This window comes from Streptomyces sp. NBC_00358 (assembly GCF_036099295.1).
Lineage (GTDB): Bacteria > Actinomycetota > Actinomycetes > Streptomycetales > Streptomycetaceae > Streptomyces.
This window is the reverse complement of the sequence record NZ_CP107976.1, coordinates 6,222,160-6,248,792: the sequence shown is the minus strand read 5'-3', so window position 1 is coordinate 6,248,792 and position 26,633 is coordinate 6,222,160. Positions and strand designations below refer to the sequence as shown.

At 72.9% G+C, this 26,633-nt stretch carries 24 protein-coding genes; 4 read left to right on the top strand and 20 right to left on the bottom strand.

Annotation, left to right across the window (positions count from 1 at the left end; all coding sequences use genetic code 11):
* Positions 1-45: 45 nt before the first annotated feature.
* Together OHT01_RS26595 and OHT01_RS26590 are read right to left on the bottom strand one after the other, a co-directional pair.
* Positions 46-399 (bottom strand): cytidine deaminase, encoded by a 354-nt coding sequence (locus OHT01_RS26595; protein WP_328555631.1) that lies wholly within the window; start codon positions 397-399, stop codon positions 46-48.
* A 60-nt stretch (positions 400-459) separates the two neighbouring features.
* A complete protein-coding gene (locus OHT01_RS26590) occupies positions 460-1,281 on the bottom strand; it encodes a helix-turn-helix transcriptional regulator (RefSeq protein ID WP_328558271.1) in 822 nt (273 codons plus the stop codon).
* A 141-nt stretch (positions 1,282-1,422) separates the two neighbouring features.
* Here OHT01_RS26590 and OHT01_RS26585 point away from each other — a divergent pair, with 141 nt between their 5' ends.
* Positions 1,423-2,967, top strand: coding sequence for an MFS transporter (locus tag OHT01_RS26585; protein ID WP_328555630.1), 1,545 nt, complete (start codon positions 1,423-1,425; stop codon positions 2,965-2,967).
* A gap of 25 nt (positions 2,968-2,992) precedes the next feature.
* Here OHT01_RS26585 and OHT01_RS26580 read toward each other — a convergent pair whose 3' ends face one another.
* The 5 genes from OHT01_RS26580 to OHT01_RS26560 all read right to left on the bottom strand — a co-directional run bounded on the left by OHT01_RS26580 (position 2,993) and on the right by OHT01_RS26560 (position 7,519).
* Positions 2,993-3,352 carry an MmcQ/YjbR family DNA-binding protein gene (locus OHT01_RS26580; RefSeq protein WP_328555629.1) on the bottom strand — a complete coding sequence of 120 codons (360 nt, stop codon included), beginning with the start codon at positions 3,350-3,352 and terminating at the stop codon, positions 2,993-2,995.
* Entirely contained in the window at positions 3,349-4,662 is a 1,314-nt protein-coding gene (locus tag OHT01_RS26575; RefSeq protein ID WP_328555628.1) for a hemolysin family protein, read from the bottom strand. Before OHT01_RS26575 ends, OHT01_RS26580 begins: the two co-directional genes overlap by 4 nt.
* Positions 4,659-5,156 carry an rRNA maturation RNase YbeY gene (ybeY, locus tag OHT01_RS26570; protein WP_328555627.1) on the bottom strand — a complete coding sequence of 166 codons (498 nt, stop codon included), beginning with the start codon at positions 5,154-5,156 and terminating at the stop codon, positions 4,659-4,661. The genes OHT01_RS26575 and ybeY overlap by 4 nt, the downstream gene beginning before the upstream one ends.
* Before the next feature lie 12 nt (positions 5,157-5,168).
* On the bottom strand, positions 5,169-6,227 hold the full coding sequence (locus tag OHT01_RS26565; protein ID WP_328555626.1) for a PhoH family protein: 1,059 nt from the start codon (positions 6,225-6,227) through the stop codon (positions 5,169-5,171).
* A gap of 182 nt (positions 6,228-6,409) precedes the next feature.
* Positions 6,410-7,519, bottom strand: a complete 1,110-nt coding sequence (locus OHT01_RS26560; protein ID WP_328555625.1) for a carbohydrate kinase family protein — start codon at positions 7,517-7,519, stop codon at positions 6,410-6,412.
* A 400-nt stretch (positions 7,520-7,919) separates the two neighbouring features.
* Here OHT01_RS26560 and OHT01_RS26555 point away from each other — a divergent pair, with 400 nt between their 5' ends.
* Entirely contained in the window at positions 7,920-9,248 is a 1,329-nt protein-coding gene (locus OHT01_RS26555; protein ID WP_328555624.1) for an MFS transporter, read from the top strand.
* Positions 9,249-9,346: 98 nt separating this feature from the next.
* Here OHT01_RS26555 and OHT01_RS26550 read toward each other — a convergent pair whose 3' ends face one another.
* The 10 genes from OHT01_RS26550 to hrcA form a co-directional block, all read right to left on the bottom strand.
* Positions 9,347-10,339, bottom strand: a complete 993-nt coding sequence (locus OHT01_RS26550) for an adenosine deaminase (protein WP_328555623.1) — start codon at positions 10,337-10,339, stop codon at positions 9,347-9,349.
* Between the two features lie 85 nt (positions 10,340-10,424).
* On the bottom strand, positions 10,425-11,330 hold the full coding sequence (locus OHT01_RS26545; RefSeq protein WP_328555622.1) for a ribonuclease Z: 906 nt from the start codon (positions 11,328-11,330) through the stop codon (positions 10,425-10,427).
* 6 nt (positions 11,331-11,336) lie between these two features.
* A complete protein-coding gene (locus OHT01_RS26540; protein WP_328555621.1) occupies positions 11,337-11,714 on the bottom strand; it encodes a histidine triad nucleotide-binding protein in 378 nt (125 codons plus the stop codon).
* Between the two features lie 113 nt (positions 11,715-11,827).
* Positions 11,828-15,040, bottom strand: a complete 3,213-nt coding sequence (locus OHT01_RS26535; RefSeq protein WP_328555620.1) for a S41 family peptidase — start codon at positions 15,038-15,040, stop codon at positions 11,828-11,830.
* A gap of 73 nt (positions 15,041-15,113) precedes the next feature.
* Positions 15,114-15,632, bottom strand: a complete 519-nt coding sequence (locus OHT01_RS26530; protein WP_328555619.1) for a hypothetical protein — start codon at positions 15,630-15,632, stop codon at positions 15,114-15,116.
* 197 nt (positions 15,633-15,829) lie between these two features.
* Positions 15,830-16,222, bottom strand: a complete 393-nt coding sequence (locus OHT01_RS26525) for a VOC family protein (protein ID WP_328555618.1) — start codon at positions 16,220-16,222, stop codon at positions 15,830-15,832.
* A 54-nt stretch (positions 16,223-16,276) separates the two neighbouring features.
* The gene (locus OHT01_RS26520; protein WP_328555617.1) at positions 16,277-17,026 is read right to left on the bottom strand and encodes a 16S rRNA (uracil(1498)-N(3))-methyltransferase; all 750 of its coding nucleotides are present in this window, start codon (positions 17,024-17,026) and stop codon (positions 16,277-16,279) included.
* Complete coding sequence (locus OHT01_RS26515) at positions 17,023-18,117, bottom strand: nitronate monooxygenase (RefSeq protein ID WP_328555616.1); 1,095 nt, start codon at positions 18,115-18,117, stop codon at positions 17,023-17,025. Before OHT01_RS26515 ends, OHT01_RS26520 begins: the two co-directional genes overlap by 4 nt.
* Positions 18,118-18,229: 112 nt before the next feature.
* Positions 18,230-19,366: a molecular chaperone DnaJ gene (gene dnaJ / locus OHT01_RS26510; RefSeq protein ID WP_328555615.1), complete on the bottom strand. Its 1,137-nt coding sequence runs from the start codon at positions 19,364-19,366 to the stop codon at positions 18,230-18,232.
* Positions 19,367-20,383: a heat-inducible transcriptional repressor HrcA gene (gene hrcA, locus OHT01_RS26505; RefSeq protein ID WP_328555614.1), complete on the bottom strand. Its 1,017-nt coding sequence runs from the start codon at positions 20,381-20,383 to the stop codon at positions 19,367-19,369.
* Positions 20,384-20,561: 178 nt separating this feature from the next.
* On the opposite strand from hrcA, the gene OHT01_RS26500 reads away from it, so the two are divergent.
* Positions 20,562-21,302: an MBL fold metallo-hydrolase gene (locus tag OHT01_RS26500; protein ID WP_328555613.1), complete on the top strand. Its 741-nt coding sequence runs from the start codon at positions 20,562-20,564 to the stop codon at positions 21,300-21,302.
* Between the two features lie 31 nt (positions 21,303-21,333).
* Entirely contained in the window at positions 21,334-22,140 is an 807-nt protein-coding gene (locus tag OHT01_RS26495; RefSeq protein ID WP_328555612.1) for a DUF3097 domain-containing protein, read from the top strand.
* Here OHT01_RS26495 and OHT01_RS26490 read toward each other — a convergent pair.
* The 3 genes from OHT01_RS26490 to OHT01_RS26480 form a co-directional block, all read right to left on the bottom strand.
* A complete protein-coding gene (locus OHT01_RS26490) occupies positions 22,124-22,834 on the bottom strand; it encodes a hypothetical protein (protein WP_328555611.1) in 711 nt (236 codons plus the stop codon). The genes OHT01_RS26495 and OHT01_RS26490 overlap by 17 nt on opposite strands.
* 27 nt (positions 22,835-22,861) lie before the next feature.
* The gene (hemW, locus tag OHT01_RS26485; protein ID WP_328555610.1) at positions 22,862-24,094 is read right to left on the bottom strand and encodes a radical SAM family heme chaperone HemW; all 1,233 of its coding nucleotides are present in this window, start codon (positions 24,092-24,094) and stop codon (positions 22,862-22,864) included.
* Positions 24,095-24,432: 338 nt separating this feature from the next.
* The gene (locus OHT01_RS26480; protein ID WP_328555609.1) at positions 24,433-26,610 is read right to left on the bottom strand and encodes a SpoIIE family protein phosphatase; all 2,178 of its coding nucleotides are present in this window, start codon (positions 26,608-26,610) and stop codon (positions 24,433-24,435) included.
* Between the last annotated feature and the right edge of the window lie 23 nt (positions 26,611-26,633).

The window sequence follows — 26,633 nt, the reverse complement described above, 5'->3', positions numbered from 1 at the left end:
GCCCGTTCTCCGGGCCGTCCGTCGTTTCCGAAAGGGGAGAAGGCCTCAGCCGGCCGTCACCGTCACGCGTACGACCCCGTCGAGCCCGGCCAGCAGCACCGGCGTCCCGGGGCCGCCGAGGTCCCGTACGGCCGCGCGGTCGGCGTCCGTGACGGCCTCCGCCTCGGACACCACGGCCGCCGACTCCAGGGACCTGGCCCCGGACGCCACGGCCATCGCCACGGCCGTCTGCAGGGCGCTCAGCCGCAGCGACTCCAGCTCCACGGTCCCGGCGACGTAGGTACGCCCCGTCTCGTCGCGTACGGCCGCGCCCTCGGGCACTCCGTTGCGGGCCCGGGTGGAACGGGCCAGGGTGACGATCTTGCGGTCCTCGGGGTCGAGCGCGCTGCTGTCGGTCATGACCAGAGCATACGAAGTGCCGGCCCGGGTCCCCGCCGACGGGTCACCCGACGCGGCAGGTCAGCCGGCCACCGGGTACATCGACCCGCGCCGGCCCTCCGGCGAGGCGAGCCACTCCAGCTTCGCGGCCGTGTTCGCCTCCGGCAGCGGTGTGTGCAGCACGATCGTGAGATCGGGCCGGACCGGCACCTTCATCGCGGTGGACTCGACGGCGAGCAGTCCGACCAGCGGATGGTCGAGTTCCTTGCGGATCTGCCCGGCGTCCTCGATGTCCCGACGCTCCCACAGCTCGGCGAACTCGGCGCTGGCCCCGGTCAGTTCGGCCAGCAGCTCGCGGAACCCCTCGTCGTCCGGCGCGGCGGCGCACGAGGCGCGGAACTGGGCCACGACGGTACGCGCGTTGTGCTCCCAGGTCCGGGAACGGCCCCGGTAGAGCGGGTCGGTGAAGAAGTCGACGATGCAGTTCTGGGTGATCTCGGGACGCATGCCGAGGACCACCGCGGCGGCGTCGTTGTACAGGACGCAGTTGTAGTACGGGTCCATGATGTGCGCCGGATACGGCATCCACGTGTCGATCAGCCGACGCAGCCCCTCGCACATGTCCCGGTCCCCGGGGGCGACTTCGGGCGCGGGCGGGTTCAGTCCGGCCAGCGTGTACAGATGCCGCCGCTCGGTGTTGCTGAGCCTCAGCACGCGGGCGACCGAGTCCAGGACCTGCGGCGACACGGAGATGTCCCGCCCCTGCTCCAGCCACTGGTACCAGGAGGCGCCCACGCCCGCGAGGACGGCGACCTCCTCGCGGCGCAGCCCCGGCGTACGGCGGCGGGCTCCGCCGTCCGGGAGCCCGGCCTCGGCCGGTGACACCCGCGCCCGGCGGCTCATCAGGAACTCGCGCAGTTCCGGGCGTCGTTGGGTTTTCGGCGCGGCCTCCGTCACGTGTCTCCCCCTTCGGTGACTGGTGGTGCGGCCACCAGCATAAGTTCCGGCTCCCCACGGATATTCCGGCCGCCGCAAGCTCTTGCCATGACCACCGAGACGACGACCGAGTCCACCGACCGCACCCCCTACGGCGGCACGCCGGGCACCGGTCAGGGCACCACGAACGGCCCCCGGGCCGACACCTCCTCCGCTCCACCCGCTCCACCCGCTCCGGGCGAGGACAGCCGGCCACCCCGGGCCGCCCGGCTGTCGCGGCGCGACGGGCTCGTGCTCTTCGTGCTGTGCGCGGCCCAGTTCATGGTCGCGCTGGACTTCTCCGTCCTGAACGTGGCGCTGCCCGTGCTCGGCACCGACCTCGGCATGAGCCGGTCCGCGCTCCAGTGGGCGATCACCGCCTTCGCGCTGCCGTCCGGCGGCTTCCTGCTCCTCTTCGGCCGGATCGGCGACCTCTTCGGCCGCCGCAGGCTCTTCCTCGCCGGGCTGGCCCTGTTCGGGACGGCCTCGCTGCTCGCGGCCCTCGCCTGGGACCCGGCGTCGTTCCTGACCGGACGGGCCCTGCAGGGCCTCGGCGCGGCGGCGATCGTGCCGACCGGCATGTCGCTGCTGACCACGACCTTCCCGGAAGGTCCCGCGCGGGACCGCGCCCTGGGCATCTCCGGCACGCTCCTGTCGCTCGGCTTCACAGTCGGCATGGTGGCGGGCGGTGTCCTGACCGACGTACTGGGATGGCGTTCGACGATGGGCCTGCTGTCGCTGTTCGCGCTGATCGTGCTTCCGCTGGCCCCCGGTCTGCTGCCCGCGTCCGGCGCCGAGGGCACGGCGGGTGACGGTGACCGCCCCCGCCTGGACGTCCCGGGGGCGGTCACCGTCACCGGCGGCCTGCTGGCCCTGATCTACGCCCTGTCGACGGCGGCGGAGCGCGGTTTCGGCGGTACGGACGTCATCGCGACGCTCGTCGCGGGCGTGCTGCTGCTCGGCGCCTTCGTCCGGATCGAGTCCCGTGCGGACGCCCCGCTCGTCAGCCTGGCGATGCTGCGCCGCCGCACGGTGGCGTGGGGCAACCTGGGTGGCCTGGTCACCTTCTCGATGATGTCGACGGTCGTGTTCGTGCTGACGCTGTACCTGCAGGAGACGCTCGGCCTCTCCGCCTTCGAGACCGGCCTGGTCTTCGGCGCGCAGGGGGTGCTGTCGGCAGCCGCCGGGGTGTACGCCCCGAAGGTCATCGGCCGCTTCGGCGCCCGCCGTACGCTGGTCGGCTCGCTGGCCGGGCAGGGTCTGTTCGTCGCCGGGATGCTGCTGCTGAACGCGCACACCTGGTCCGTCTGGATCGCCGCCGCCGGGGTGTCGCTGGCCAGCATGTGCCATCTGGGCGCGATCATCTCGTACGGCCTGACCGTCACCTCGGGTGTCCCCGACGAGGAGCAGGGCCTGGCCACCGGCCTGGTGACCTCCACCCAGCAGGTGGGCATCACCATCGGCATCCCGCTGCTCGGTGTCCTCGCGACCACGTCGGACGACCTGCTGAGCGGCGTCCACACGGTCCTCGCCCTGGACGCGGCGATCGTGCTGGTGGCCGCGGCCCTGGTGGCGGCCGGACTCGGGCGGCGCGGCGCGGCGAGCACCCGCTGAGGGTCGGGAACGCTCCGGCCGAGCGTCAGGGACGGTCGAGGCGCAGCCGCTCGGCCCGCGGCAGACCGGCCACGACGAGATCGTACGAATCCTCGATGAGCTCCCGGACCAGGCGGTCCGGGAGCTCGCCGTCGACGGTCACCGTGTTCCAGTGCCGCTTGTTCATGTGATAGCCGGGGATGATCAGCCCGGGGTGCTGTTCGCGCAGCCGGATCGCGTCCTGCGGGTCGCACTTGAGGTTGACCTTGAGCGGGCGCCCGTCCAGGTTCGTCAGCGCGAAGACCTTGCCCAGCACCTTGAAGACCGAGGTCTCGGGGTTGAACGGGAAGTCCTCGACGGTCGCGTTGAGGGACAGGCAGAACTCGCGCAGTCGCTGCGGGGTCACTCCGGCTTCTCCTCCTCGGCCGCCCCGGCCTCTCCTGCCGGCTCGACCGGCTCGACGAGCACCGTGACGATCTTGTTCCGGCGGCCGGCCGCGGCCTCCGCGGTCAGCCGCAGCTCGCGCCCGTCGGGCAGTTCGACCGTCGAGGAGGCACCGGCGATGGGGACCCGTCCCAGTGCCTTGGCGAGGAGTCCGCCGACGGTCTCCACGTCCTCGTCGTCGTAGGCCTCGAAGCCGTACAGCTCGCCGAGGTCGCCGATGTCGAGGCGGGCGGTCACCCGGAAGCTGTCGCCGCCGAGGTCCTCGACGGGCGGCAGTTCGCGGTCGTACTCGTCGGTGATCTCGCCGACGATCTCCTCCAGGATGTCCTCGATGGTGACGATGCCGGCCGTACCGCCGTACTCGTCGATGACGACGGCGACGTGATTGCGCTCCTGCTGCATCTCGCGGAGCAGATCGCCCGCGTTCTTGGTGTCGGGCACGAAGGCGGCGGGCCGCATGGCCGTGGACACCAGCTCCGACTCGGCGTCCCGGTTGATGTGCGTCTTGCGGGCCAGGTCCTTCAGATAGACGATCCCGACGATGTCGTCCTCGTTCTCCCCGGTGACGGGTATGCGCGAGAAGCCCGAGCGCAGGGCGAGGGTGAGGGCCTGCCGGATGGTCTTGTACCGCTCGATGACGACGAGGTCCGTGCGGGGCACCATGACCTCGCGCACGAGGGTGTCGCCGAGTTCGAAGACGGAGTGCACCATGCGGCGCTCGTCGTCCTCGATGAGGGACTCCTTCTCGGCGAGGTCGACCAGCGCCCGCAGCTCCGCCTCGGAGGCGAACGGGCCGCGCCGGAAGCCCTTGCCGGGTGTCAGCGCGTTGCCGATCAGGATCAGCAGCGGCGGGATCGGCCCCATGATCCGGGCCAGCGGCAGCAGGACGTACGCCGCCGCCGTCGCGGTGTTCAGGGGGTGCTGGCGGCCGATGGTGCGCGGTGAGACACCGACCGCGACGTACGACACGAGGACCATCACGGCGATGGCGACGGCGAGGGCCTGCCAGGTCCGGTCGAACTCCTTCAGGCAGGCGAACACGACGAGCGCGGCGGCAGCCATCTCACAGGCGACGCGGACCAGCAGCGCCACGTTCAGATAACGCGTCGGGTCCGCGGCGACCTGGGCGAGCTTGGCGCTGCCGCGCCGGCCGCTGCGGACCGCTTCGTCGGCGCGGAAGCTGGAGACGCGGGCGATGCCCGCTTCCGCGCAGGCGGCGAGCCAGGCGACGACGACGAGGGCGATGGCACCGATGACCAGCTGCGGACTCATGACACGGTCGGGGCCGGAGACGGACCCGTGATGCCCTTCTCCGTGCGCCAGCCGTCCACGATGGCGGCCTGCAGGCCGAACATCTCGGCCTTCTCGTCGGCTTCCTCATGGTCGTAGCCGAGCAGGTGCAGCACACCGTGGACGGTGAGCAGTTGGAGCTCCTCGTCCATGGAGTGCTGCGTGGGCGCGTCCTTGCCCTGCTGCTCGGCGACCTCGGGGCAGAGCACGATGTCGCCGAGCAGTCCCTGCGGCGGCTCGTCGTCGTCCTTCGACGGCGGGCGCAGCTCGTCCATCGGGAAGGACATGACGTCCGTCGGTCCCGGCAGGTCCATCCACTGGATGTGCAACTGCTCCATGGCGTCGGTGTCCACGACGATCACCGAGAGCTCGGAGAGCGGGTGGATGCGCATCCGTGCGAGCGCGTAGCGGGCGATGTCGAGGATCGCCTGCTCGTCGACCTCGGTTCCGGATTCGTTGTTGACGTCGATCGACATGGCGGTGCTGGTCTACTTCCCTTTGTGGCCCCGGCTCTTGTGGGAGCCGTTCTCGGTGCCGTTCTCGCTGTCGTACTTCTCGTACGCGTCGACGATACGGCCGACCAGCTTGTGCCGGACGACATCCTGGGACGTGAGCCGCGAGAAGTGGACGTCGTCGAGACCCTCCAGGATGTCCTGCACCTGCCGCAGCCCCGACTTCGTGCCGCTCGGCAGGTCGACCTGCGTCACGTCACCGGTGACCACGATCTTCGAGTCGAAGCCGAGCCGGGTGAGGAACATCTTCATCTGCTCGGCGCTCGTGTTCTGGGCCTCGTCCAGGATGATGAAGGCGTCGTTGAGGGTCCTGCCGCGCATGTACGCCAGCGGCGCCACCTCGATCGTGCCCGAGGCCATCAGCTTCGGGATCGAGTCCGGGTCGAGCATGTCGTGCAGGGCGTCGTACAGCGGGCGCAGGTACGGGTCGATCTTCTCGTAGAGGGTGCCGGGCAGGAAGCCGAGCCGCTCGCCGGCCTCGACCGCAGGGCGGGTCAGGATGATCCGGTTGACCTGCTTGGCCTGGAGCGCCTGGACGGCCTTCGCCATGGCCAGGTACGTCTTGCCGGTACCGGCGGGGCCGATGCCGAACACGATGGTGTGCTTGTCGATGGCGTCGACGTAGCGCTTCTGGTTGAGCGTCTTGGGGCGGATGGTGCGGCCTCGCGAGGACAGGATGTTCTGCGTGAGCACTTCGGCCGGAGTCTCCTGGCCGTCGCCCTCCCCGTTCTCGCTCGCCCTGAGCATGGCGATCGAGCGTTCCACTGCGTCCTCCGTCATGGGCTGCCCCGTGCGGAGCACCAGCATCATCTCGTCGAACAGGCGCTGGACGAGAGCGACTTCACCGGCGTCGCCGACCGCACTGATCTCGTTTCCCCGGACGTGGATGTCGGCCGCCGGGAAGGCCTTCTCGATCACGCGCAGCAGGGCGTCCCCGGAACCCAGAACAGTCACCATGGGGTGCTTGGCCGGGACGGCGAAGTGCGCGCGCGCCTGCCCCTGTGCGGGGCCGTGAGCTGTGGGAGTCTGAGTCATGGGCCGGCTCTGTAGGCCTGCGTATCCTCCTCGGTCGGCACGCTTGCCACACGGGCAGCCTTGCGGTTCCCAGCCTACGTCGCGGCACTCCCGGAGCCGTAGGGCTTTTCCTGAGGTCACGAGGTCGTGACCTCAGGCCGGGCCGGGACCCGAGGACGCACCGGCCTCGCGACCAGGTGGTCTCACGCCGAGCGGCCGAACCCGATCGTCGGCACCGCCCGGCGCAGCGGCCAGGGGCGGGTGACCTCCGGGAGCAGTCCCTCCAGGAAGGCGTACCGGCTGAGGGCCGCCGGGTCCTGGTCGTCGACCGACTGGACCCGGCGCCACCAGGCGGCGATCTCCGACCAGCCGGGCGCCGACAGCGAACCGCCGAACTCCTGGACGGAGAGCGCGGCGGTCAGCCCGGCGAAGGCGAGCCGGTCGGCGAGCGGCCAGTCGGCCAGGGTCCCCATGACGAACCCGGCGACGAAGACGTCACCGGCACCGGTGGGGTCCAGCGCCTCGACGGCGATCGCCGGAACCTCGGCGCTCTCCCCCGAGCGGCCGTCCACGGCGTAGGCGCCCTCGGCGCCGAGGGTGACGACGGCCAGCGGTACGTGTTCGGCCAGGGCGTGCGCCGCCGCGCGGGGGCAGTCGGCGCGGGTGTACCGCATGGCCTCCTCGGCGTTCGGCAGGAACGCCTCGCAGTGCGCCAGATCGGCGAGGCCCGCGAGGTCCCAGCGGCCGGTGTCGTCCCAGCCGACGTCCGCGAAGATCCGGGTGCCCCGGCTCGCGGCCTGCGCGATCCAGGGCGCGCGGATTCCCGGGGTCAGCGAGGCGACGGCGGCACGCGCGCGTGGCGGGCGGTCCGGGGCCGGTTCCTCGTAGGGCGGCTCGTGCCCGTGGCTGACCATGGTCCGCTCGCCCTCGTACGCCATCGACACGGTGACCGGCGAGTGCCAGTCGGGCACGGTCCTCGACGGCGTCAGGTCGATGCCCTCGCCCTGCTCCAGGGCGTCCCAGCAGTACTCGCCGTAGTGGTCGTCCCCGAAGGCGGCGGCGAGGGACGTCTTCAGGCCCAGCCGGGCGAGGGCGGTCGCCATGTTCGCGACTCCGCCGGGGCTCGAACCCATGCCGCGCGCCCAGGACTCGGTGCCGCGCACGGGGGCGGAGTCCAGCCCGGTGAAGATGATGTCCAGGAAGACGGTTCCCGTGAGGTAGACGTCCCAGGGCGGGTCTCCGGCCGCGCGCAGCCCGGCGAGCGGGTCGACATGGGCCTGGCGGAACGGTCCCTCGCCGTTGGACGCGATCACGGTGCGCTCCCTGGGGTGGTCCGGATCTGGCCAGTGTGCACCACACCGGCCCCACGAGCCCGTGGGTCACGCCGGGGCGGCCCCCGCCCGTGCTGCGCGTGGGTGTCGTCCCCTCAGGGCCCGCGCCCGCCCCGCGTCCGGGTACGCGCTCCGGTCCCTCACCTGCCGAAACGCCCTCGCCCCCGTGACGGGGAGCCTGCACCCGGCCCCGCTCGGCGCCCGCGGGACCGGCGCTCGTACCCCGGGCCCCTCGCCGCGAAACGAAGAGTGCCCCAGATCACATCTTTCGGCCTTCTTCGCGGACCCCCCACCTTGATACAAATTGCCCGCGCGTTCCTGTCCGTCGACAGCCGCCCCTCCCCCTCTTCTTGAGCCGCTCTCGCCTGCCCTGGGAACGCCCGTGTCCGCCCGCACCCCCACGCCCTGGCCCCTCGTCGCCCTTTTCACGGCCGGGTACCTCGCCGCGTATCTGCTCCCCACCACCGTCGGCCGCCTGGACGCGGGGCTCCCGCTGTCGGCCACCCAGGCCGGAGCCGTCGGCAGCGTCCTGCTGCTGGGTTCGGCCTCGGCCGGCTTCCTGCTCGCCTCGCGCGTCGACCGTTTCGGCCCGCGCGGGCTGGCCCGCGCCGGTCTGCTCCTGGCGGCCGCCGGATTCGGCACGGCCGCGCTCTCGGCGGACGTCCCGCTCGTGGTCACCGGCGCGATCGTCGGCGGCTTCGGTTCCGGTACGGCCACCACGGTCGCCGCGACCGGAATCGCCGGCCGGCGCGATCCGCACCGGGTCACCACCCTGGGGCTGCTCGGCGTCTCCGCCCTCGCGGGCGTGCTGTATCTGACGATCCCCCGTCTGGGCCCCGGGCACGGTGTCCCGCTCGCCGCGATCGGCTGCACAGCCCTGCTCGCGCTGCTCCTGACGGGACGGCTTCCCGCGGGCACGCCGGCCGCCCGGACCCGGCGCTCCGCCGCCCCGCTCCCGCACCGCCGCTCCGGACTGCTCCTCGCCGGCGCGATGCTCTTCTGGTCGCTCGCGCAGAACTCGCTGTGGGGGGTGAGCGGCCGGATCGGTCTGACGCAGGCGGGCCTCACCGAGGTCGAGGTCGGCGCGGTCTTCGCGGTGGCGCTCGGCGCCGGACTGCTGGGGACCGTCGGCGCGGGCGCCCTCGGCCCCCGGCTCGGCCGGGCGCTGCCGATCGGCCTGGGCACGGCGCTGATCGCCGGCTGTATCGCGCTGAGCGCGGCGGCCACCGGTCTGACGTCCTTCGCCGCCGGGGAGATCGCCTGGAACGCGCTGTACCCGGTCGTGCTCTCGTACGTGATCGGCCTCGCAGCGTCCATGGACCCGCGCGGCCGGTGGGCGGTCCTCGTCGGTTCCGCGTCCTCGCTGGGCACGGCGTGCGGCCCGCTCACCGGCAGCCTGCTGTCCGCGCGGGCGGGCTACCCGGCGATGGGAGTGGTCCTGGCGGCCGGCTTGCTGCTGGTCGGCGTCCCGATGACCTTCGTGGCCCTGCGCCTCCGCCGCGCCACCCAGATCGTCGAGATCCCGGTCGTGGAGATCTCCGTGGCGCCGGTCCCGGTCGTGGACACCGCCGGCCCGGAGGCCGCCTTCGCGGACGTCGTGGAGAGGGAGATGCCGCTGGAGGGCGTACCCGCCCAGCGGGAGGCGCACGGCGCGGCGGGGCCCCGGTACCCGGCGGCCACCGCGTCCGCGCCGGGGTCCGTGACCGTCTGACGCCCGCCGTCCGTCCGCCGTCCTGCCGTCCGTCCCCCGGTCGGCGACCGGGCAGACGCGCGGACTCACGAGCTCACGAGCTCACGGACATGGCCGGGCTACGCGAACTCGTACGCGTCGACCTCGGCGATGTAGCGTGCCCGCCGCTCCTCGTCGTGCTCCAGGAAGGACGCCTCGAACGAGTTGCGGGCCAGCTCCCGCAGCCGGTCCTCCCCGAGACCGAGGGCCTCGCGCACCGCGTGGAAGTTGTCACCGGCGTACCCGCCGAAGTAGGCGGGGTCGTCGGAGTTGACCGTGCACAGCAGCCCGGCGTCCAGCATGGCGGGCAGCGGGTGCTCCGCCAGGACGTCGACGGCGCGCAGCCGTACGTTCGACAGCGGGCACAGGGTCAGCGGCACCCGCTCCCGGACCAGGCGTTCGACGAGCTCGGGGTCCTCCATGCAGCGCAGCCCGTGGTCGATGCGCTCGACGCCGAGGACGTCGAGGGCCTCGGTGATGTACGACGGCGGCCCCTCCTCGCCCGCGTGCGCGACGCGGCGCAGACCGAGCTCGGCGGCGGCCTCGTACACCGCTCGGAACTTGACCGGCGGGTGGCCGACCTCGGCGGAGTCGAGGCCGATGCCGACGATCCGGTCGAGGTAGGGCTTCGCGGCCTGAAGGGTGTCCATGGCGGACTCGGCGGACTCGTCGCGCAGGAAGCACATGATCAGCTGGGTGGAGACTCCGTGGGTCTCCTCGCTGCGCCCGAGCGCCCGCCACAGGCCTTCGACGACCGTCCCCATCGGCACGCCCCGGGCGATGTGCGCCTGCGGGTCGAAGAAGATCTCCGCGTGCCGTACTCCCTGGGCTGCGGCGCGGGCGAGGTAGGCGTCGGCCAGGTCGGCGAAGTCCGCTTCCGTCCGCAGGACGGCCATCAGCTCGTAGTACAGGTTCAGGAACGTCTGGAGGTCGTCGAAGAGATACGCCTTGCGCAGTTCCTCGGTGTCCGCGTACGGCAGCGTGACGCCGTTGCGCGCGGCGAGCGCGAAGGCCAGCTCGGGTTCGAGGGTGCCTTCGATGTGGAGGTGCAGTTCAGCCTTGGGGAGGGACATCGAAGCATCGTACGGTCGATCCCCCGGCACACCGAAACCGGCACCTTCCCGACACCGCATCGCTTCCGTCGCCCCGCTGCCGCTCTCACCGTCGCTTCGGGACCGGCACCCTCACCAGGTCGTGCGCCACCGTCAGCTCCCCGTCGAAGCCCGCGGCGCGGGCCTCGCGCTCGAACTCGCCGGGGTCGGAGTAGCGCTGGCTGAAGTGGGTGAGCACGAGGTGCCGTACGCCCGCCTCCTTGGCCACCCGGCCCGCCTGACCTGCCGTCAGATGCCCGTGGTCGGCGGCCAGTTGGTGGTCACCGTCCAGGAAGGTCGACTCGATGACGAGCAGGTCGCAGTCCTCGGCGAGCGCGTCCACGCCCTCGCACAGCCGGGTGTCCATGACGAACGCGAACCGCTGTCCGCGCCGGACCTCGCTGACGTCGTCGAGCGTGACGCCCCGCAGCGAGCCCTCCCGTTGCAGCGCCCCGACGTCGGACCCCTTGATCCCGTGCTCGGCGAGCCGCTCCGGCAGCATCCGCCGCCCGTCCGGTTCGACCAGCCGGTACCCGAAGGATTCGACGGGGTGGGAGAGCCTGCGGGCCTCAAGGGTGTACGCGGGGGTCGTGACGAGGACGCCGTCGTCCCCGACCGGCGCCTCGGTGAGCCGGGCGGTCTCGCGGTAGGCGGTGGCGTAGCGCAGGCGCTCGAAGAAGTGCTGTCCGGAGAGCGGGTAGTGCGCGGTCACCTCGTGCGGTACCCGGTCGAGGTTGATGCGCTGGATCACCCCACCGAGTCCGAGCGCGTGGTCGCCGTGGAAGTGGGTGACGCAGATGCGGTTCAGGTCGTGCGCGGCGACCCCGGCACGCAGCATCTGGCGCTGGGTGCCCTCGCCGGGGTCGAAGAGGAGACCCTCGCCGTCCCAGCGCAGCAGATAGCCGTTGTGGTTGCGGTGCCGGGTCGGGACCTGGCTGGCGGTGCCGAGGACGACCAGTTCACGTGCGGACAAGGCCGGTTATCCCGGCGGCCACTGCATGCCGCGGCCGCCCAGGAGGTGGGCGTGCGCGTGGAACACGGTCTGTCCGGCACCGCTGCCCGTGTTGAACACGATGCGGTAGCTCTCCAGCTTCTCCTCGACCGCGACCTCGCCGGCCTCACGCAACAGGTCGGCGGCGACGGCGGGTTCGGCGGCGGCCAGGGAGGCCGCGTCCCGGTAGTGCACCCGGGGGATGACCAGGATGTGGGTCGGTGCCTGTGGGTTGATGTCGCGGAACGCCACGGTCGTGTCGCTCTCGCGCACCAGGGTCGCCGGGATGTGCCCCGCCACGATCTTGCAGAACAGACAGTCGTCCTGCGGTTCCCCGCCCTCGTCCCGCCTCGGCTCCTGCGCCATGCGTGTGCCTCCTCACGCCAGCCGATCATTACCTCCGCATGCTAGCGGCCCGACGGGCCGGTCGGCTCGCGGGCGGCTCGCGTCGCCGTCCGCTCGCGAGCCGCCCGCGCCGGTCACAGCGGCGGCAGCGCGGGCGCGGTCTTCGCCGGGTTCTCCTCCAGCGCGGCCAGCGCGATCCTGATGGCCTCGTCGAGCTGGGTGTCGCGCCCGGCCGCGTGGTCCTGCGGCGTCTGGACGACCTCGACGTCGGGATCGACGCCGTGGTTCTCGACGCTCCACTCGTAACCCTCCATCCAGAAGGCGTACTTGGGCTGGGTGACGGAGGTGCCGTCGACGAGGCGGTAGCGGCTGTCGATGCCGATGACACCGCCCCAGGTGCGGGTGCCGACCACCGGTCCGATGCCCAGCGCCTTGATCGCCGCGTTGACGATGTCGCCGTCGGAGCCGGAGAACTCGTTGGCGACGGCGACGACGGGGCCGCGCGGCGCGTCCTCCGGGTAGCTGTAGGGGCGCAGGCCGCGGGGCAGGTCCCAGCCGACGATCCGCCGGGCGAGCTTCTCCACCACGAGCTGGGAGGTGTGGCCGCCGCGGTTCTCGCGGACGTCCACGACGAGGCCCTCGCGGGCCACCTCGATGCGCAGATCGCGGTGGAGCTGCGCCCACCCGGAGCCGACCATGTCCGGCACGTGCAGATAGCCGAGGCGTCCGCCGGACCGCTCGTGGACGTAGGCGCGCCGGTCGGCGACCCACGCGTGGTAGCGCAGCGGTTCCTCGTCCGCGAGGGGTACGACGACCGCGTGGCGCGGATCGCCTCCGCCGGAGGGGGAGATCGTCAGCTCGACCGGTCTGCCCGCCGTGCCCACGAGCAGCGGCGCGGGTCCGGCCACCGGGTCCACCGGCCGGCCGCCGACCGCGACGATCGTGTCCCCGGCGCGCACCGCGACGCCGGGCGCGGCGAGCGGGGCCCGCGCCTCGGGGTCGGAGGTCTCCGAGGGGAGGATCCGGTCGATGCGCCAACTGCCGTCCTCGTGACGGGAGATGTCCGCCCCGAGGAGCCCCTGTGCCCGGTCTTGGCCGCTCCACCGGCCGCGTGGGGTGACGTAGGCGTGCGAGGTGCCGAGTTCGCCCTGCACCTCCCACAGCAGGTCGACGAGGTCGTCGTGGGTGGCGACCCGTTCCAGGACCGGCCGGTACCGGTCGAGGACCGCGTCCCAGTCGACACCGCCCAGGTCGGCACGCCAGAAGTTGTCCCGCATGAGGCGACCGGTCTCGTCGTACATCTGGCGCCACTCGGCGGCCGGGTCGACGGTCTGGCGCACCCGCGACAGGTCGACGGTGATGTTCGTGTCGCTCTCGTCGTCGTTCGAGGCACGCCGGTCGCTGGGGACGACCTTGAGTTTGCCGTCGGTCCACAGCAGGACCCGCTTGCCGTCGCCGGTGACGGTGAAGTGGTCGGCGTCGGCGGCGAGGTGCTCGATGCGCTGCTGGGCGAGGTCGTACCGCTCCAGTTCGGTCTTCGGGTCCGGGTCGTCCGGGGTGGCGCGGGAGGCGCCGAGCACGCCCCGGACGGGGTGGCGCAGCCACAGCAGTCCGTCCTTGGCGGCGCGCAGCCCGGAGTAGCGGGCGGCCTCGACGGGGAAGGGCACGATCCGGTCGGCGAGTCCGTCCAGGTCGATACGGGTACTGGGGGTGCCCTCGCTGTCGGGTGTCTCGTCCTTGTCGGGGGCCTCGAAGGGCCTGCCGTGGCGCTGCGGTCCGAAGGGGGACGGGGTCGTCGCGGCCAGGGTGATCAGATACGGCCGGGAGCCGCCGACGAAGGCCAGGTCGAAGACGTGCTCGTCGTAGACGGGGTCGAAGGCGCGGGCCGACAGGAAGGCGAGGTGCTTGCCGTCGAGGGTGAACGCGGGTGCGTAGTCCCGGAAGCGCAGCGGGGTCGCCTCGGTCACCGACAGGTCGGTGGTGTTGGCGAGCTTGAGCTGGCGCAGCGGGCGCGGTCCGGGGTGCGACCAGGCGAGCCAGGCCGAGTCGGGCGAGAAGACGAGGCCGGTGACCTCGCCGTCCTCGCTGCGGTCGACCTCGCGGACCTCGCCGCTCTCGCGCTCGACGAGCAGCACGCGCCCGTCGTGGGAGGCGACGGCGGCACGGCTGCCGTCGGGTGCCACGGCGAGGCCGAGGACCCGGCCGAGCGCGCCGGCGGCGAGCCGTCGGGGGGTGGCTCCGGGGGCGACGCCGGTGGCCGGGGCGAATTCGAGGGCGTCGTCGCCCTCCGCGTCGGTCACCCAGACCACGTGTTCCTCGCCCTCGGCGCGGAAGGTGCGGGGCAGCCGGGCGCGGACGCCCTGTTCGGCGGCGAGCGCGCGGGCCGGTCCGGCGCGGTGGGTGACCCAGTGGACGGCGCCGCGCACGGAGACCGCGCTGCCGCGCCCGGTGTGGTCGGGCGCGGCGGCGGAGAACCAGCGCGCGGCGCTCACGGGGTGCGGTTGCTGGTCGACGCGCTGGCCGCCGAGCCGGATGTCCAGCCGTCGCGGCTCGGCGCCGTCGAGGTCGTCCAGGAGCCACAGTTCACCGGCGGAGGAGTACACGACGCGGGTGCCGTCGGTGGCCGCGTGGCGGGCGTAGAAGGAGTCGACGGGCGTGTGGCGCCGCAGGTCGGATCCGTCGGCGAGGGAGGAGTACAGCGCCCCGACGTCCTCGTGGTCCGACAGGAAGGCGATCCGCTCGCCCACCCAGAAGGGGTATTCGAGGTTTCCGTCGATGTCCTCGTGCAGCCGGACGAACTCGCCGTCGCCGTCCCGGTCGATCCACAGCTTGCCGGCCGTGCCGCCCCGGTACCGCTTCCACCAGGCGGCCTCGCGCCCCATCGGGGCGGACAGCAGGACGACGCCGGGCGCGCCGTGGGCCACGTCGCCGACGGGACCGTACGGCAGGGTCGTCGCGGGGCCGCCGTCGAGCGGGACGGACCGTGCCCAGGTGCGGCGCAGGCTGGCCTGGCCCTGGGCGCTGAGGGCGAGTACCTGTCCGTCGGAGGTCCAGCCGCGCACCTGGGTCTTCGAACTGCCCCAGTACGTCAGGCGTCGGGAGGGTCCACCGGACAGGGAGGCGGCGTAGACCTCGGGGGCTCCGTCGCGTGTCGAGGTCCAGGCGACGGTCGTGCCGTCCGGGGAGACGCGCGGATGGCCGGCCGGTACGTTGTCGGCGCTGACCCGCCAGGCGCGGCCGCCGCCGTCCAGCGGGGCGGCCCAGATGTCGTCCTCGGCCGTGAAGACGACCAACTCGCCGTGCAGGTGCGGAAACCGGAGATACGCGGAGGGTGCGGACTCAGTCACCCGGTCACCCTATGCAGCCCACGCGTGCCCCGACAGGGGTTCGGATCACTTGATCCTTGTACGGCCCGGCAGGTCACTTGCCCTGCGAGGGCCAGCAGGTGGGGTCGCCCTTGCACCACATGGTCTTCGTCACGGTGACGGTGACGGTGGGGTTGGGTTGTCCGTTCGTGGGGTGGTAGGTGACCGGCGGGGTGGGCCCGTTGGTCGCACCGCAGTCGCCCAGGCCGGTGACGTGGAACCACTGCTTGCCGCCGACGGTGGCCCGCAGGTCGCCGCGTACGCAGGCGCCGTTGACCGCCCGGGTGACCTTTCCCTTGACGACGATGGCGCGGCCGTCGCCGGTCTGGCCCCGGCAGTCGACGGTCGCCACGGTGTTCTCCGTCGGCGAGGGCGTCTTCCCGGGTGTGGAGGCCTTGCCGGCGGTGCCGTAGTTGGCCGTGCAGGTCAGCCAGCGGACATCCACGTGCTGCCGTTCGAGTTGCCTGGTCGCCGTCTGGTCGGTCGTGTAGGCCACGGCGGCGGTGCTGAGTCCGTCCCCGGGCTGACACGCGGTCACCGTGAACACTCCGGCCGCGCCCAGCCCGAGGGCCATCAGAGTTCGCCCGCGCCCCGTCCGGCGCCTGATATGCCTCAAAGCCCCCATGCACGGCAGCGTGCCACCGCACGGCGATGCGCGATAGACCGCATGCGGCCATCGGGGGCACAACCACCCGAAGGAGTTGCCCGTCCCCGAGGCCGGGCGACGGACGAGTTCTTCGTCCCCCGGTCGGGCGGGCCCCGGGCCGCTCGTCAGCCGAGCAGCAGCAGCCATTCCTGGAGTTCCACGAGGTTGCCCTCGGGGTCCTTGAGGTGGGCGACGCGCATGCGGTCGGTCATGGGCGCCGGGCCGTGCAGCAGGACCGCGCCGCGCGAGACGACCTGCTCGCAGTAGGTGTCGAGGTCGTCCACCCGCAGCACCACCAGCGACCGGTGCCCGGTCACCACGTCGCCGAGCTCCCCCAGGACCTCCGCCATCATCGTGCGGTCCTGGAGTGCGATGCCCGCCGATCCGGCGACGGGACTGAACTTCTCGTACGGGCCCTCGGTGGCGCCCGACTGGGGCCTGAGGCCGAGGACTTCGGCGTAGAAGCGGTAGCAGGCGGCGAAGTCGGAGACGAGCAGCCGTACCTGGGCGAGTTCCATGAGTTCCCCGGTGGATGTGCGGGCGGTGGTCGGGTCGGGTCCGGCGGCGGTGGGTCAGGACCAGCGGCCGGTGCGGGCCAGCAGCAGTGCCGTGGCCACGGTCCCCGCCGTCGAGGTGCGCAGCACCGTGCGCCCCAGGTGGAACGTCTTCGCCCCGGCCTCGGTGAAGAGCGCGACCTCCTCGGGGGAGATCCCGCCCTCGGGGCCGACCACCAGGACGATCTCCCCGGAGCCGGGCAGCGCGGCCGTCGCGAAGGGTTCGGTGCCGAGGTCGGTGTCCTCGTGGAGTACGGCGGCGAGATCGGCTTTGGCGAGAAGTGCGGCAACCTGCTTGGTCGTCATCGCGTCCGCGACCTCCGGGAAGCGCACCCGGCGGGACTGCTTGCCCGCCTCCCGGGCGGTGGCGCGCCACTTGGTGAGCGCCTTCAGACCCCGCTCGCCCTTCCACTGCGTGATGCAGCGGGACGCGGCCCAGGGGACGATCGCGTCGACGCCGGTCTCGGTCATGGTCTCGACGGCCAGCTCGCCCCGGTCGCCCTTGGGCAGGGCCTGGACGACCGTGATGCGCGGCTCCTCGGCCGGTTCCTCGGCCACCGCTCCTCTTCGTACGATCAGCCGGTCCTTGCCCTCGGTGTCGAGGACCACGCAGTCCGCCCAGCGCCCGGCCCCGTCGGTGAGGACGACCTCCTCGCCGGGCTTCAGCCGCTTCACGGAGACGGCGTGCCGTCCCTCGGGGCCGTCGAGGACGTAGCGTCCGCCGCCGTCCGCGTCGAAGTGCTCGACCAGGAACACCGGTGCCGTCATCGGGCCGCTCCCTCTTCCGGGGTCTCCTCGGCGGCCGACAACGCTGTCTCGGCCGCCGTGATCTCGGCGATCAGTACCTCCACGAGCTGCCCGGCGGGCAGCTCGCGCGCCATGCGGTGGCCCTGTCCCGCCCACAGGGCCATGCCCTGCGCGTCGCCCGCCTTGGCCGCCGCCTTGCGCAGCGGCAGGGTGAGGTGGTGGATCTCGGGGTAGGCGGCGGGGGCGTACGGGCCGTGCTCACGCATGAAGCGGTTGGCGAGCCCGCGCGCCGGGCGTCCGGAGAAGGCCCGGGTGAGCTCGGTGCGGACGAAGAGGGGGTCGGTCAGCGCCTGCTTGTGCACGGCACTCGCGCCGGACTCGGGGGTGGCGAGGAAGGCGGTGCCGAGCTGGGCCGCGTTCGCGCCCGCGGCGAGGACGGCGGCGATCTGGCTGCCGCGCATGATGCCGCCGGCCGCGACGACCGGGATCCGCACGGTCTCGCGGACCTGCGCGACCAGGGAGAGCAGGCCGACGCCGGTGCCGTCCGTCTCCGGGTTGTCGCGGTGGGTGCCCTGGTGTCCGCCGGCCTCGATGCCCTGCACGACGACCGCGTCGGCGCCGGCCCGCTGGACGGCGAGGGCTTCCTCCGCGGTGGTGGCGGTGACCAGGGTGAAGGTGCCGGCACGGCGCAGCGAGTCGAGCACGTCCTTGCCGGGGACGCCGAAGTGGAAGGAGACCGCCGCCACCGGGTTGTCGAGGAGGACGGCGAGCTTGGCGTCGTAACCGTCGTCGCGGCCGCTGTCCGGGTCGCCGAGCTCGGTCTCGTACCAGGCGGCCTCACCGGCGAGCTGGTGGGCGTACACCTCGACGACGGCGGGGTCCGCGTGCTCGGGCTGCGGCAGGAAGAGATTGACGCCGAAGGGACGCCCGGTCAGCCCGCGCAGCTGCTTGATCTCCTGGTACATGCCGTCGGCCGTCTTGTACCCGGCGGCGAGGAATCCGAGACCGCCGGCCTCGGACACGGCGGCCGCGAGCTGCGGGAGGGAGACGCCGCCCGCCATGGGGGCCTGCACGATCGGATACGGGAAGAGATCGGTCAGCGCGGTGGACATGACGGCATGTTGTCACGTCCCCAGGGCAAGTCCGAATCCGGCCGTCGGCCCGGCACGGGCCACCGGGACGGTCGGACGCGGGGTGGCACGGCCACCCCGCGTCCGTCCTGGATCAGCGGCCGTTGAAGGCGTCCTTCAGCCGGGAGAAGAGCCCCTGCTGACCGGGCTGGAACTGACCGGTGGGCCGCTCCTCGCCGCGCAGTATGGCGAGCTCGCGCAGCACCCGCTCCTGCTCCGCGTCGAGCTTGGTCGGCGTGGTGACCTCGACGTGCACGATGAGGTCGCCACGGCCGCCGCCGCGCAGGTGGGTGACGCCCCGGCCGTGCAGCGGGATCGACTGGCCGGACTGCGTGCCCGGACGGATGTCGACCTCCTCCAGGCCGTCGAGCGTCTCCAGCGGCACCTTCGTGCCGAGGGACGCCGCGGTCATCGGGAGGGTGACCGTGCAGTGCAGGTCGTCGCCGCGCCGCTGGAACGTCGAGTGCGGCAGTTCGTGGATCTCGACGTACAGGTCGCCTGCGGGGCCGCCACCGGGGCCGACCTCGCCCTCGCCCGCGAGCTGGATCCGCGTGCCGTTGTCCACACCGGCCGGGATCTTGACCGTCAGGGTGCGACGGGACCGGACCCGGCCGTCGCCCGCGCACTCGTGGCACGGGGTCGGGACCACGGTGCCGAAGCCCTGGCACTGCGGACACGGCCGTGAGGTCATGACCTGGCCGAGGAAGGACCGCGTCACCTGGGACACCTCGCCGCGACCGCGGCACATGTCACAGGTCTGCGCGGAGGTCCCGGGCGCGGCGCCTTCGCCGTTGCAGGTGGCGCAGACGACGGCCGTGTCGACCTGGATGTCCTTCGTGGTGCCGAAGGCCGCCTCGTCGAGCTCGATCTCCAGCCGGATCATGGCGTCCTGGCCGCGGCGGGTGCGCGAGCGCGGTCCGCGCTGCGACGCCGTGCCGAAGAAGGCGTCCATGATGTCGGAGAAGTTCCCGAAGCCGCCCGCGCCGAAGCCGCCGGCGCCACCGCCGCCCTGCTGGGACAGCGGGTCGCCACCGAGGTCGTAGACCTGCTTCTTCTGCGGGTCCGACAACACCTCGTACGCGGCGTTGATCTCTTTGAACCGCTCCTGCGTCTTCGGATCGGGATTGACGTCCGGGTGCAGCTCGCGAGCGAGCCTCCTGAACGCCTTCTTGATCTCGTCCTGGGACGCGTCGCGGCGCACGCCGAGTACGGCGTAGTAGTCCGTGGCCACTTAAGACTCCGCCAGGATCTGTCCGACGTACCGTGCCACCGCTCGTACCGCTCCCATCGTTCCCGGGTAATCCATGCGGGTCGGGCCGACCACGCCGAGTTTGGCTACTGCCTCGCCGCCCGAACCGTAGCCGACGGAGACCACGGACGTGGAGTTGAGTCCCTCGTAAGCGTTCTCGTGCCCGATTCGCACGGTCATGCTCGAATCCCCGGCCTCTCCAAGCAACTTGAGGAGCACGACCTGCTCCTCCAGCGCTTCGAGCACCGGCCGGATGGTGAGAGGGAAGTCATGTCCGAAACGGGTGAGATTGGCGGTACCGCCGATCATCAGCCGCTCCTCGGTCTCCTCGACGAGTGTCTCCAGCAGTGTGGAGAGCACCGTCGAGACCGTACCCCGGTCCTCCGACTCGAAGGCGTCCGGGAGGTCCTGGACGAGCTGTGGGACGTCCGCGAAGGGGCGTCCCGCGACCCGGCTGTTGAGCCGGGCGCGCAGATCCGCCAGCGAGGTCTCGCCGAACGGAACCGGACAGTTGATCATGCGCTGCTCGACCCGGCCGGTGTCCGTGATGAGCACGAGCATCACCCGCGCGGGGGCGAGCGACAGCAGCTCCACATGGCGCACGGTCGAGCGGGTCAGCGAGGGGTACTGCACGACGGCGACCTGGCGGGTGAGCTGCGCGAGCAGCCGCACCGTCCGTCCGACGACGTCGTCGAGGTCGACGGCGCCGTCCAGGAAGTTCTGGATGGCCCGCCGCTCGGGCGCGGTCATCGGCTTGACGCCGGCGAGCTTGTCGACGAAGAGCCGGTATCCCTTGTCCGTGGGGATGCGTCCGGCACTGGTGTGCGGCTGGGCGATGTAGCCCTCGTCCTCCAGGGCCGCCATGTCGTTGCGGACGGTCGCCGGGGATACCCCCAGCCGGTGCCGCTCGGTGAGCGCCTTGGAACCGACCGGTTCCTCGGTGCCCACGTAGTCCTGGACGATGGCGCGGAGCACCTCGAGCCTGCGTTCACTGAGCATCGCGCACACCTCCAGAAATCGACTCGGTGGTCTTCGTGGCCTTCGTGGCTTTCGTCTGGCACTCAGCACACGGGAGTGCCAGCGTTCCCCGGCCCAGTGTACGGCGGTGAGGCACGACCCCGGCAAGGGCGGGCCTGCGATGTCGTGCACGGCACCCGGTCACCGCTAGCGTCGCCGCATGAGGCTGACTTGGGAAGAGCTGGGGTGGGAAAGGGTGGCGCCCCGGGTCGGGCGGCGTCGGCTTCCGGACTGGGACTGCACGGTCGGGCTGGTCGTCGGCGAGGGCGCGGCGCTGATGATCGACGCCGGGTCGAGCCTCGCGGAGGGCGCGCGGTTGCGCCGGGAGGCGCAGGCCGCCGCCGGACACCGTGTGACGCTTCTCGCGCTCACCCACCCGCATTTCGACCATGTCTTCGGCGCCGCGGCGTTCGCGGGCGCGGAGCTGTTCGTCGCGGGCGGCTCGGCGGAGGTGTACGAGAACGGCCGCGGGGAGCTGTGCGCGGACGCGGTGCGCAACGGCCTCGACCCGCGGGCGGCGGAGGAGGCGGCCGACACCCTCGTACGTCCCCGGCGGTACGTCCGGGACACCTGCGACCTGGAGCTCGGCGGCGGCGTGGAGGTCCGGCTGGTGCGGACGGGTGAGGGCCACACCGCCCACGACCTCGTGGTCGTCGTGCCGGGCGACCCGACGGTGGTGTTCTGCGGCGACCTGGTCGAGGAGTCCGGCGAGCCGCAGGCGGGCCCCGACGCCGTACCGTCGCGCTGGCCCGCGGCCCTGGACCGGCTGCTCGCCCTCGGCGGGGAGGACGCGCGGTACGTACCCGGCCACGGGGCGGTCGTGGACGCCGCGTTCGTGCGCGCCCAGCGGGACGCCCTGGCCGCGCGTTTCGGCGTGGCGGGTTCCGGCGTGTCGCGGTGATCACCGCCGGGCTTCTCCTATCGTCATCCGAATGCGCCAGTACTCTCCGGACCTGACCCCGCCGTGGAAGAAGCCCAAGCCCGTGCCCGAGGTCCCGGCGGACCCGGGTCTGGTGGTCGAGGAACCCGGCACCGGCTTCTGCGGCGCGGTGATCCGCTGCGAGGCGGGCACGGTGACCCTGGAGGACCGCTTCGGCAAGCACCGGGTGTTCCCGCTGGAGCCGCGCGGGTTCCTGCTGGAGGGCAGGGTGGTGACGCTGGTGCGCCCGTCCGCCGCCGCTCCCGCACGCCCCGGCCGTACGGCGTCCGGCTCGGTGGCGGTGCCGGGCGCCCGCGCGCGGGTCGCGCGGGCCGGACGCATCTACGTCGAGGGCCGCCACGACGCCGAACTGGTCGAGCGGGTCTGGGGCGACGACCTGCGCGTCGAGGGCGTCGTCGTGGAGTACCTGGAGGGCGTCGACGACCTCCCGGCGATCGTCGCCGCGTTCGATCCGGGCCCGGACGCCCGGCTCGGCGTCCTCGTCGACCACCTGGTCCCGGGTTCGAAGGAGTCCCGGATCGCCGAGGCGGTCACGAGCGAGCACGCCCTGGTGCTCGGCCACCCGTACATCGACGTCTGGGAGGCCGTGAAGCCGTCCTCCGTGGGCATCCCGGGCTGGCCCCGGGTCCCGCGCGGCCAGGACTGGAAGACGGGCGTGTGCCGGGCCCTGGGCTGGCCGGAGAACACCGGCGCGGCCTGGCAGCACATCCTGTCCCGGGTGCGCTCCTACAAGGACCTGGAGCCGGAACTCCTGGGCCGGGTGGAGGAGCTGATCGACTTCGTCACGGCTCCGGAGTGACGCGCGGGCCGGCAGCCTTCCGGATCCGCCGGCGGTGGCCCTTCATGTCGGGGCCGCCTGCCGCCGCACCCGCCCGCCCGGCCGTTCGCTCCCGGTGGCCCGCGTCGTCCGGCGAGCCCGGGTACGACAGCGGCTTTTCCTCGCGTCCGAACCACAGCTCGGGCGCCCACTGCCGCAGGGCCTTCTCGTACCCCTTGTGGGAGTACCCGATGTCGACGCGGTAGCGAAGCCGGGGCAGGCCCGGCCGGATCGGATCCGTGTCACGGACGAACTTCCACAACAGCGGATCGTCGCGGTCGATCTCGCCCTGCGGGCACAGTTCGAGCGTGAAGACCAGGCTTTTGCTGCCGCGGGCCCAGTAGATGCCCGCACCGGCCAGCGAGTCCCAGCGGATCAGCGCGGTCTCGCCGCCCCGCAGCCACCAGAACCCGGTCGAGTCCAGCGCGATGGTCCAACGGCGGGCCCGCCAGCGGGAGACAAAAAGCCCCACACCGCCAGTCCCTACCGCCAGGAACAGGGCGATCGGTATCCAGAAGAGTCCGGGTGGGTTGTCCTGGACAGCGAGCCGGGCCAAGGCGACACCCAACGCCCCAACCGCGACGTACCCCACCACCAGCGGCAGCGCCCAGAGGAGCCGTCGTACCCCGTACCGAACGACGGTCGCGTCCTCGTCCGGCCGCCTGTCCATGATCATGGACAGGGACCGTAGGCGAACTGGCGTTCAGTCCACCAGATCCCGGACGACGGCGTCCGCCAGCAGCCGCCCGCGCAGGGTGAGAACGGCGCGCCCGGCGTCGTACGGACCGGTTTCGAGGAGTCCTTCGGACAGGGCGCGGCGGGAGGCCGCGAGCCCGTCGGGGCGGAGCAGGGAGAGCGGGCAGCCCTCGCGCAGCCGCAGTTCGAGGAGGATGCGCTCGACCCGGCGGTCCTCGTCGGAGAGGAGCTCACGCCCCGCGCCCGGCGAGCGGCCCGAGGCCAGCGCGGCCGCGTAGGCCCCCGGATGTTTCACGTTCCACCAGCGAACACCGCCCACGTGGCTGTGCGCGCCGGGGCCCGCTCCCCACCAGTCGGCACCGCGCCAGTAGAGCTCGTTGTGCAGACAGCGCCCGGCCTCCGACGTGGCCCAGTTCGACACCTCGTACCAGTCGAAGCCCGCCGCCGACATCACCTCGTCCGCGATGAGATAGCGGTCCGCGTGCACGTCGTCGTCCGTCATGGGGACCTCGCCGCGGCGGATGCGGCGCGCCAGCTGCGTGCCCTCCTCGACGATGAGCGCGTACGCGGAGATGTGGTCAGGACCGGCGCCCAGGGCCGCTTCGAGCGACGCCCGCCAGTCGTCGTCCGACTCTCCCGGGGTGCCGTAGATCAGATCCAGGTTCACATGTGCGAAGCCGGCCGCGCGGGCCTCGGCGACACAGGCCTCGGGGCGGCCGGGGGTGTGCGTGCGGTCGAGCACCTTCAGGACGTGCTGCCGGGCGCTCTGCATGCCGAAGGAGATCCGGTTGAAGCCTCCGGCGCGCAGCGTCGCGAGGTACTCGGGGTCGACCGACTCCGGGTTCGCCTCGGTCGTGATCTCCGCGTCGTCCGCGAGCCCGAACTCGTCGCGGATCGCCCCCAGCATCCGTACGAGGTCGTCGGCGGCCAGCAGCGTGGGCGTGCCGCCTCCGACGAAGACCGTGCGGACGGGACGCGGGTCGTCACCCAGGACCTTGCGGGCGAGGCGGACCTCGTCGGTCAGGGTGTCCGCGTAGTTGTCGCGGGAGGCGAGCACACCGCCGCTGCCCCGCAGCTCGGTCGCCGTGTAGGTGTTGAAGTCGCAGTAGCCGCAGCGGGTCGCGCAGTACGGCACATGGAGGTAGAACCCGAGGGGCCGCTCGGCCGCCCCGTCCAGGGCGTGCGCGGGCAGCGCCCCGTCGTCGGGGACGGGCTCACCGTCGGGAAGTGCGGAAGGCATGCGTTCCATTGTCCAGTACGGGCGGCGCGCACGGTTCCGTCCGTCGCCCGGACCGGCCCTCACCTGCCCGAAACGGGACGGCCAGGTGCCTCGCACGCGTGCTGCGGGGGCAGGCACGGGAAGCGCTCCGGGGCACACGGCACGGGCGGGCGGGGGCAGGCGCCGGGCGCGGAGGGACTGGGCGCGGGCCTCGCACCAGCTGGGCGCGCGGCCTGGCCCGGGGCGGGGTACGGGCCTCGTCCTGGACGGGGTACGCGGCACGCACCCGCGAGGTACCGGCCTCGCCCCGGGCGGGGCACGGAACGCGCTGGACCGGTGCTGGGCGGGCAGGCCGGGGGCTACTCCGCCTGGAGCACCAGCAGGGCCATGTCGTCCTCCGGCGGGCGGGTGCCGAACGCGTGGACCAGCCCGCGGATCCGTTCCGCGATCAGCTCGGCGTTCAGGCCCGCGCAGCCCGCGAGGGCCTGCGCGAGACCGTCGTCGTCGTCGAACTGGCGGGAGCCGTCGCGCCGCTCCGTCACTCCGTCGGTGACGCACAGCAGCGTGTCCCCGGGGTACAGCTCGAAGGAGTCGGAGGTGTATTCGGGGTCCTCGAAGACGCCGAGCAGGGTCTGCGGCCTGGCCATCTCCCGTACGTCGCCGTCGGGGCCCAGCAGCAGCGGCAGCGGATGGCCCGCCGAGGCCAGCGTGCAGCGCACTCCGCCGTCGAAGGGGACCAGCTCGCCGTAGAGCATGGACAGGAAGCGCGTCTGCGGGCCGAGGTCGCTGCCGAGCCCCGGCCCTCCGGCGGCCACGAGCGCGCGGGCCGCCGCGTCCGCGACCTCCGTCGCGTCGTCGAGGAGGAGCTGGTTGAGGCGGTCGAGGACGTCCGCGACGTCGTAGCCCTCGCGGGCCAGCAGCCGCAGCCAGGGCCGGGCCAGACCGATCACGACGGCGGCCTCGGGGCCCTTGCCCTGCACATCGCCGACGGCGAAGCACCAGCGCCCGTCGCCGGCCGGGAACACGTCGTAGAAGTCGCCGCTCGGACCGCCCTTGTCGAGCGGCTCGTAGACGAGGGCGCTGCGCACCCCGGGAATCTCGGCGACCGCGCCCGGCAGCAGTCCGCGCTGCAGGACCCGGCTGATGGTGGCCTGGCGCGCGTACTGGCGGGCCGCGCCGATGGCGAGGGCGATCCGGCGGCTGAGGTCCTCGACGAGCCCGGTGACCTCGTCCGGGAAGCCGGGCAGTCCGGCGCGCCCGATGACGAGCGTGCCCAGCGGCCGGCCGCCCGCGATGAGCCGGTACGCCAGCGCCGCCCCGCTCGCCCCGCGCGCACCCAGCGCCTCGCCGGGCCAGGGCACCGGGACGGCACGGGACCGCACCGCGTCGGGCAGCCGCGGCGGGTCCTCCTCCAGGGAGCGGCGCAGTCCCTCGACGAGGTTCTCGCTGCCGTGCCAGACGCGGGCGAGACGGGGTCCGAGGGCGAGGCCGAGTCCGCCCGCCCGGTCGGTGGCCTCGTCCTCCAGCCACACGGCGCACCAGTCGGCGAGGCGCGGGACGAGCAGTTGCCCGGCGAGCGCGGCGACCAGATCCTCGTCGAGCTGCCCGGCGAGCAGGTCGGAGGCCTCGGCGAGGAAGGAGAGCGCTCCCCGGTCGAGCCAGTCGTGAGCCCGCGCGGTGCTCCGGATCGCCCCGGGGCCGGAGATCGCGGGACGCGGCTCGCCGTCGGCCCCCGTCGAGTACCCCGGAGCCCACCCCTCGGCGTACCCGACGGCTCCGGCCCGCTCCACCCCGCCGTTCCCGCCCATCCCGCCCACCGCGCCCACCGCGCCCGTGAGTCGGTCGGCGTCCGCGAACCCGCCGGGACCGGGAAGGCCGCCGGGGCCCGCGAACCCGCCGGGACCGGGGAGCCCGCCGGTGCCCGCGAACCCCCTGGTGCCGGGGAGCCCGTCCGCGTCGGCGAACGGGCCCGCCCGGCGCGCGTCGACCGCGTCGGCGAAGACGTACGTCCCGGGCACCGCTCCGGCGCCCCCGTCGTCCAGCAGCCTCGACCACACCGTCTTGACGCCCGGACGGTAGGTGATCCCCCAGGCCTCGGAGAGCGCGGAGACGAGGCGCAGGCCCCGCCCGTACTCCGGTGTCCCGTAGGGGGGTTCGGCGCCGTCGTCCCGTATGGCCCGCGAGGGGTGGTGATCGGAGACCTCGACGACCAGCGGGCCGGGCGGGCCGCCGGCCGGGCACTCCAGACGGCACAGCAGCTCGACGTCGGTGCCCGCGTGCACGACGGCGTTGGTGACGAGCTCGCTGACCACCACGGCGGCGTCCTCGGTGAGCCGGTCGTCGATGATCTCGGAGCCGGGCAGGGCCAGTTCGGCCCAGCTCACGAGCGTGTCGCGGAGGAACCGGCGAGCGGCTCCGGGGGCGAGCGGGGTACCCGGCAACGAGGTACGTGACACGAGGTCCTGGCCGACGCGGTGCTGTTCGGGCGCGTCCGGGGCGCACGCCATGGATTCCCGTTGCGTCGGAATGGCCCCCACTGTGCGGCTCCCTGGGCAGTTCG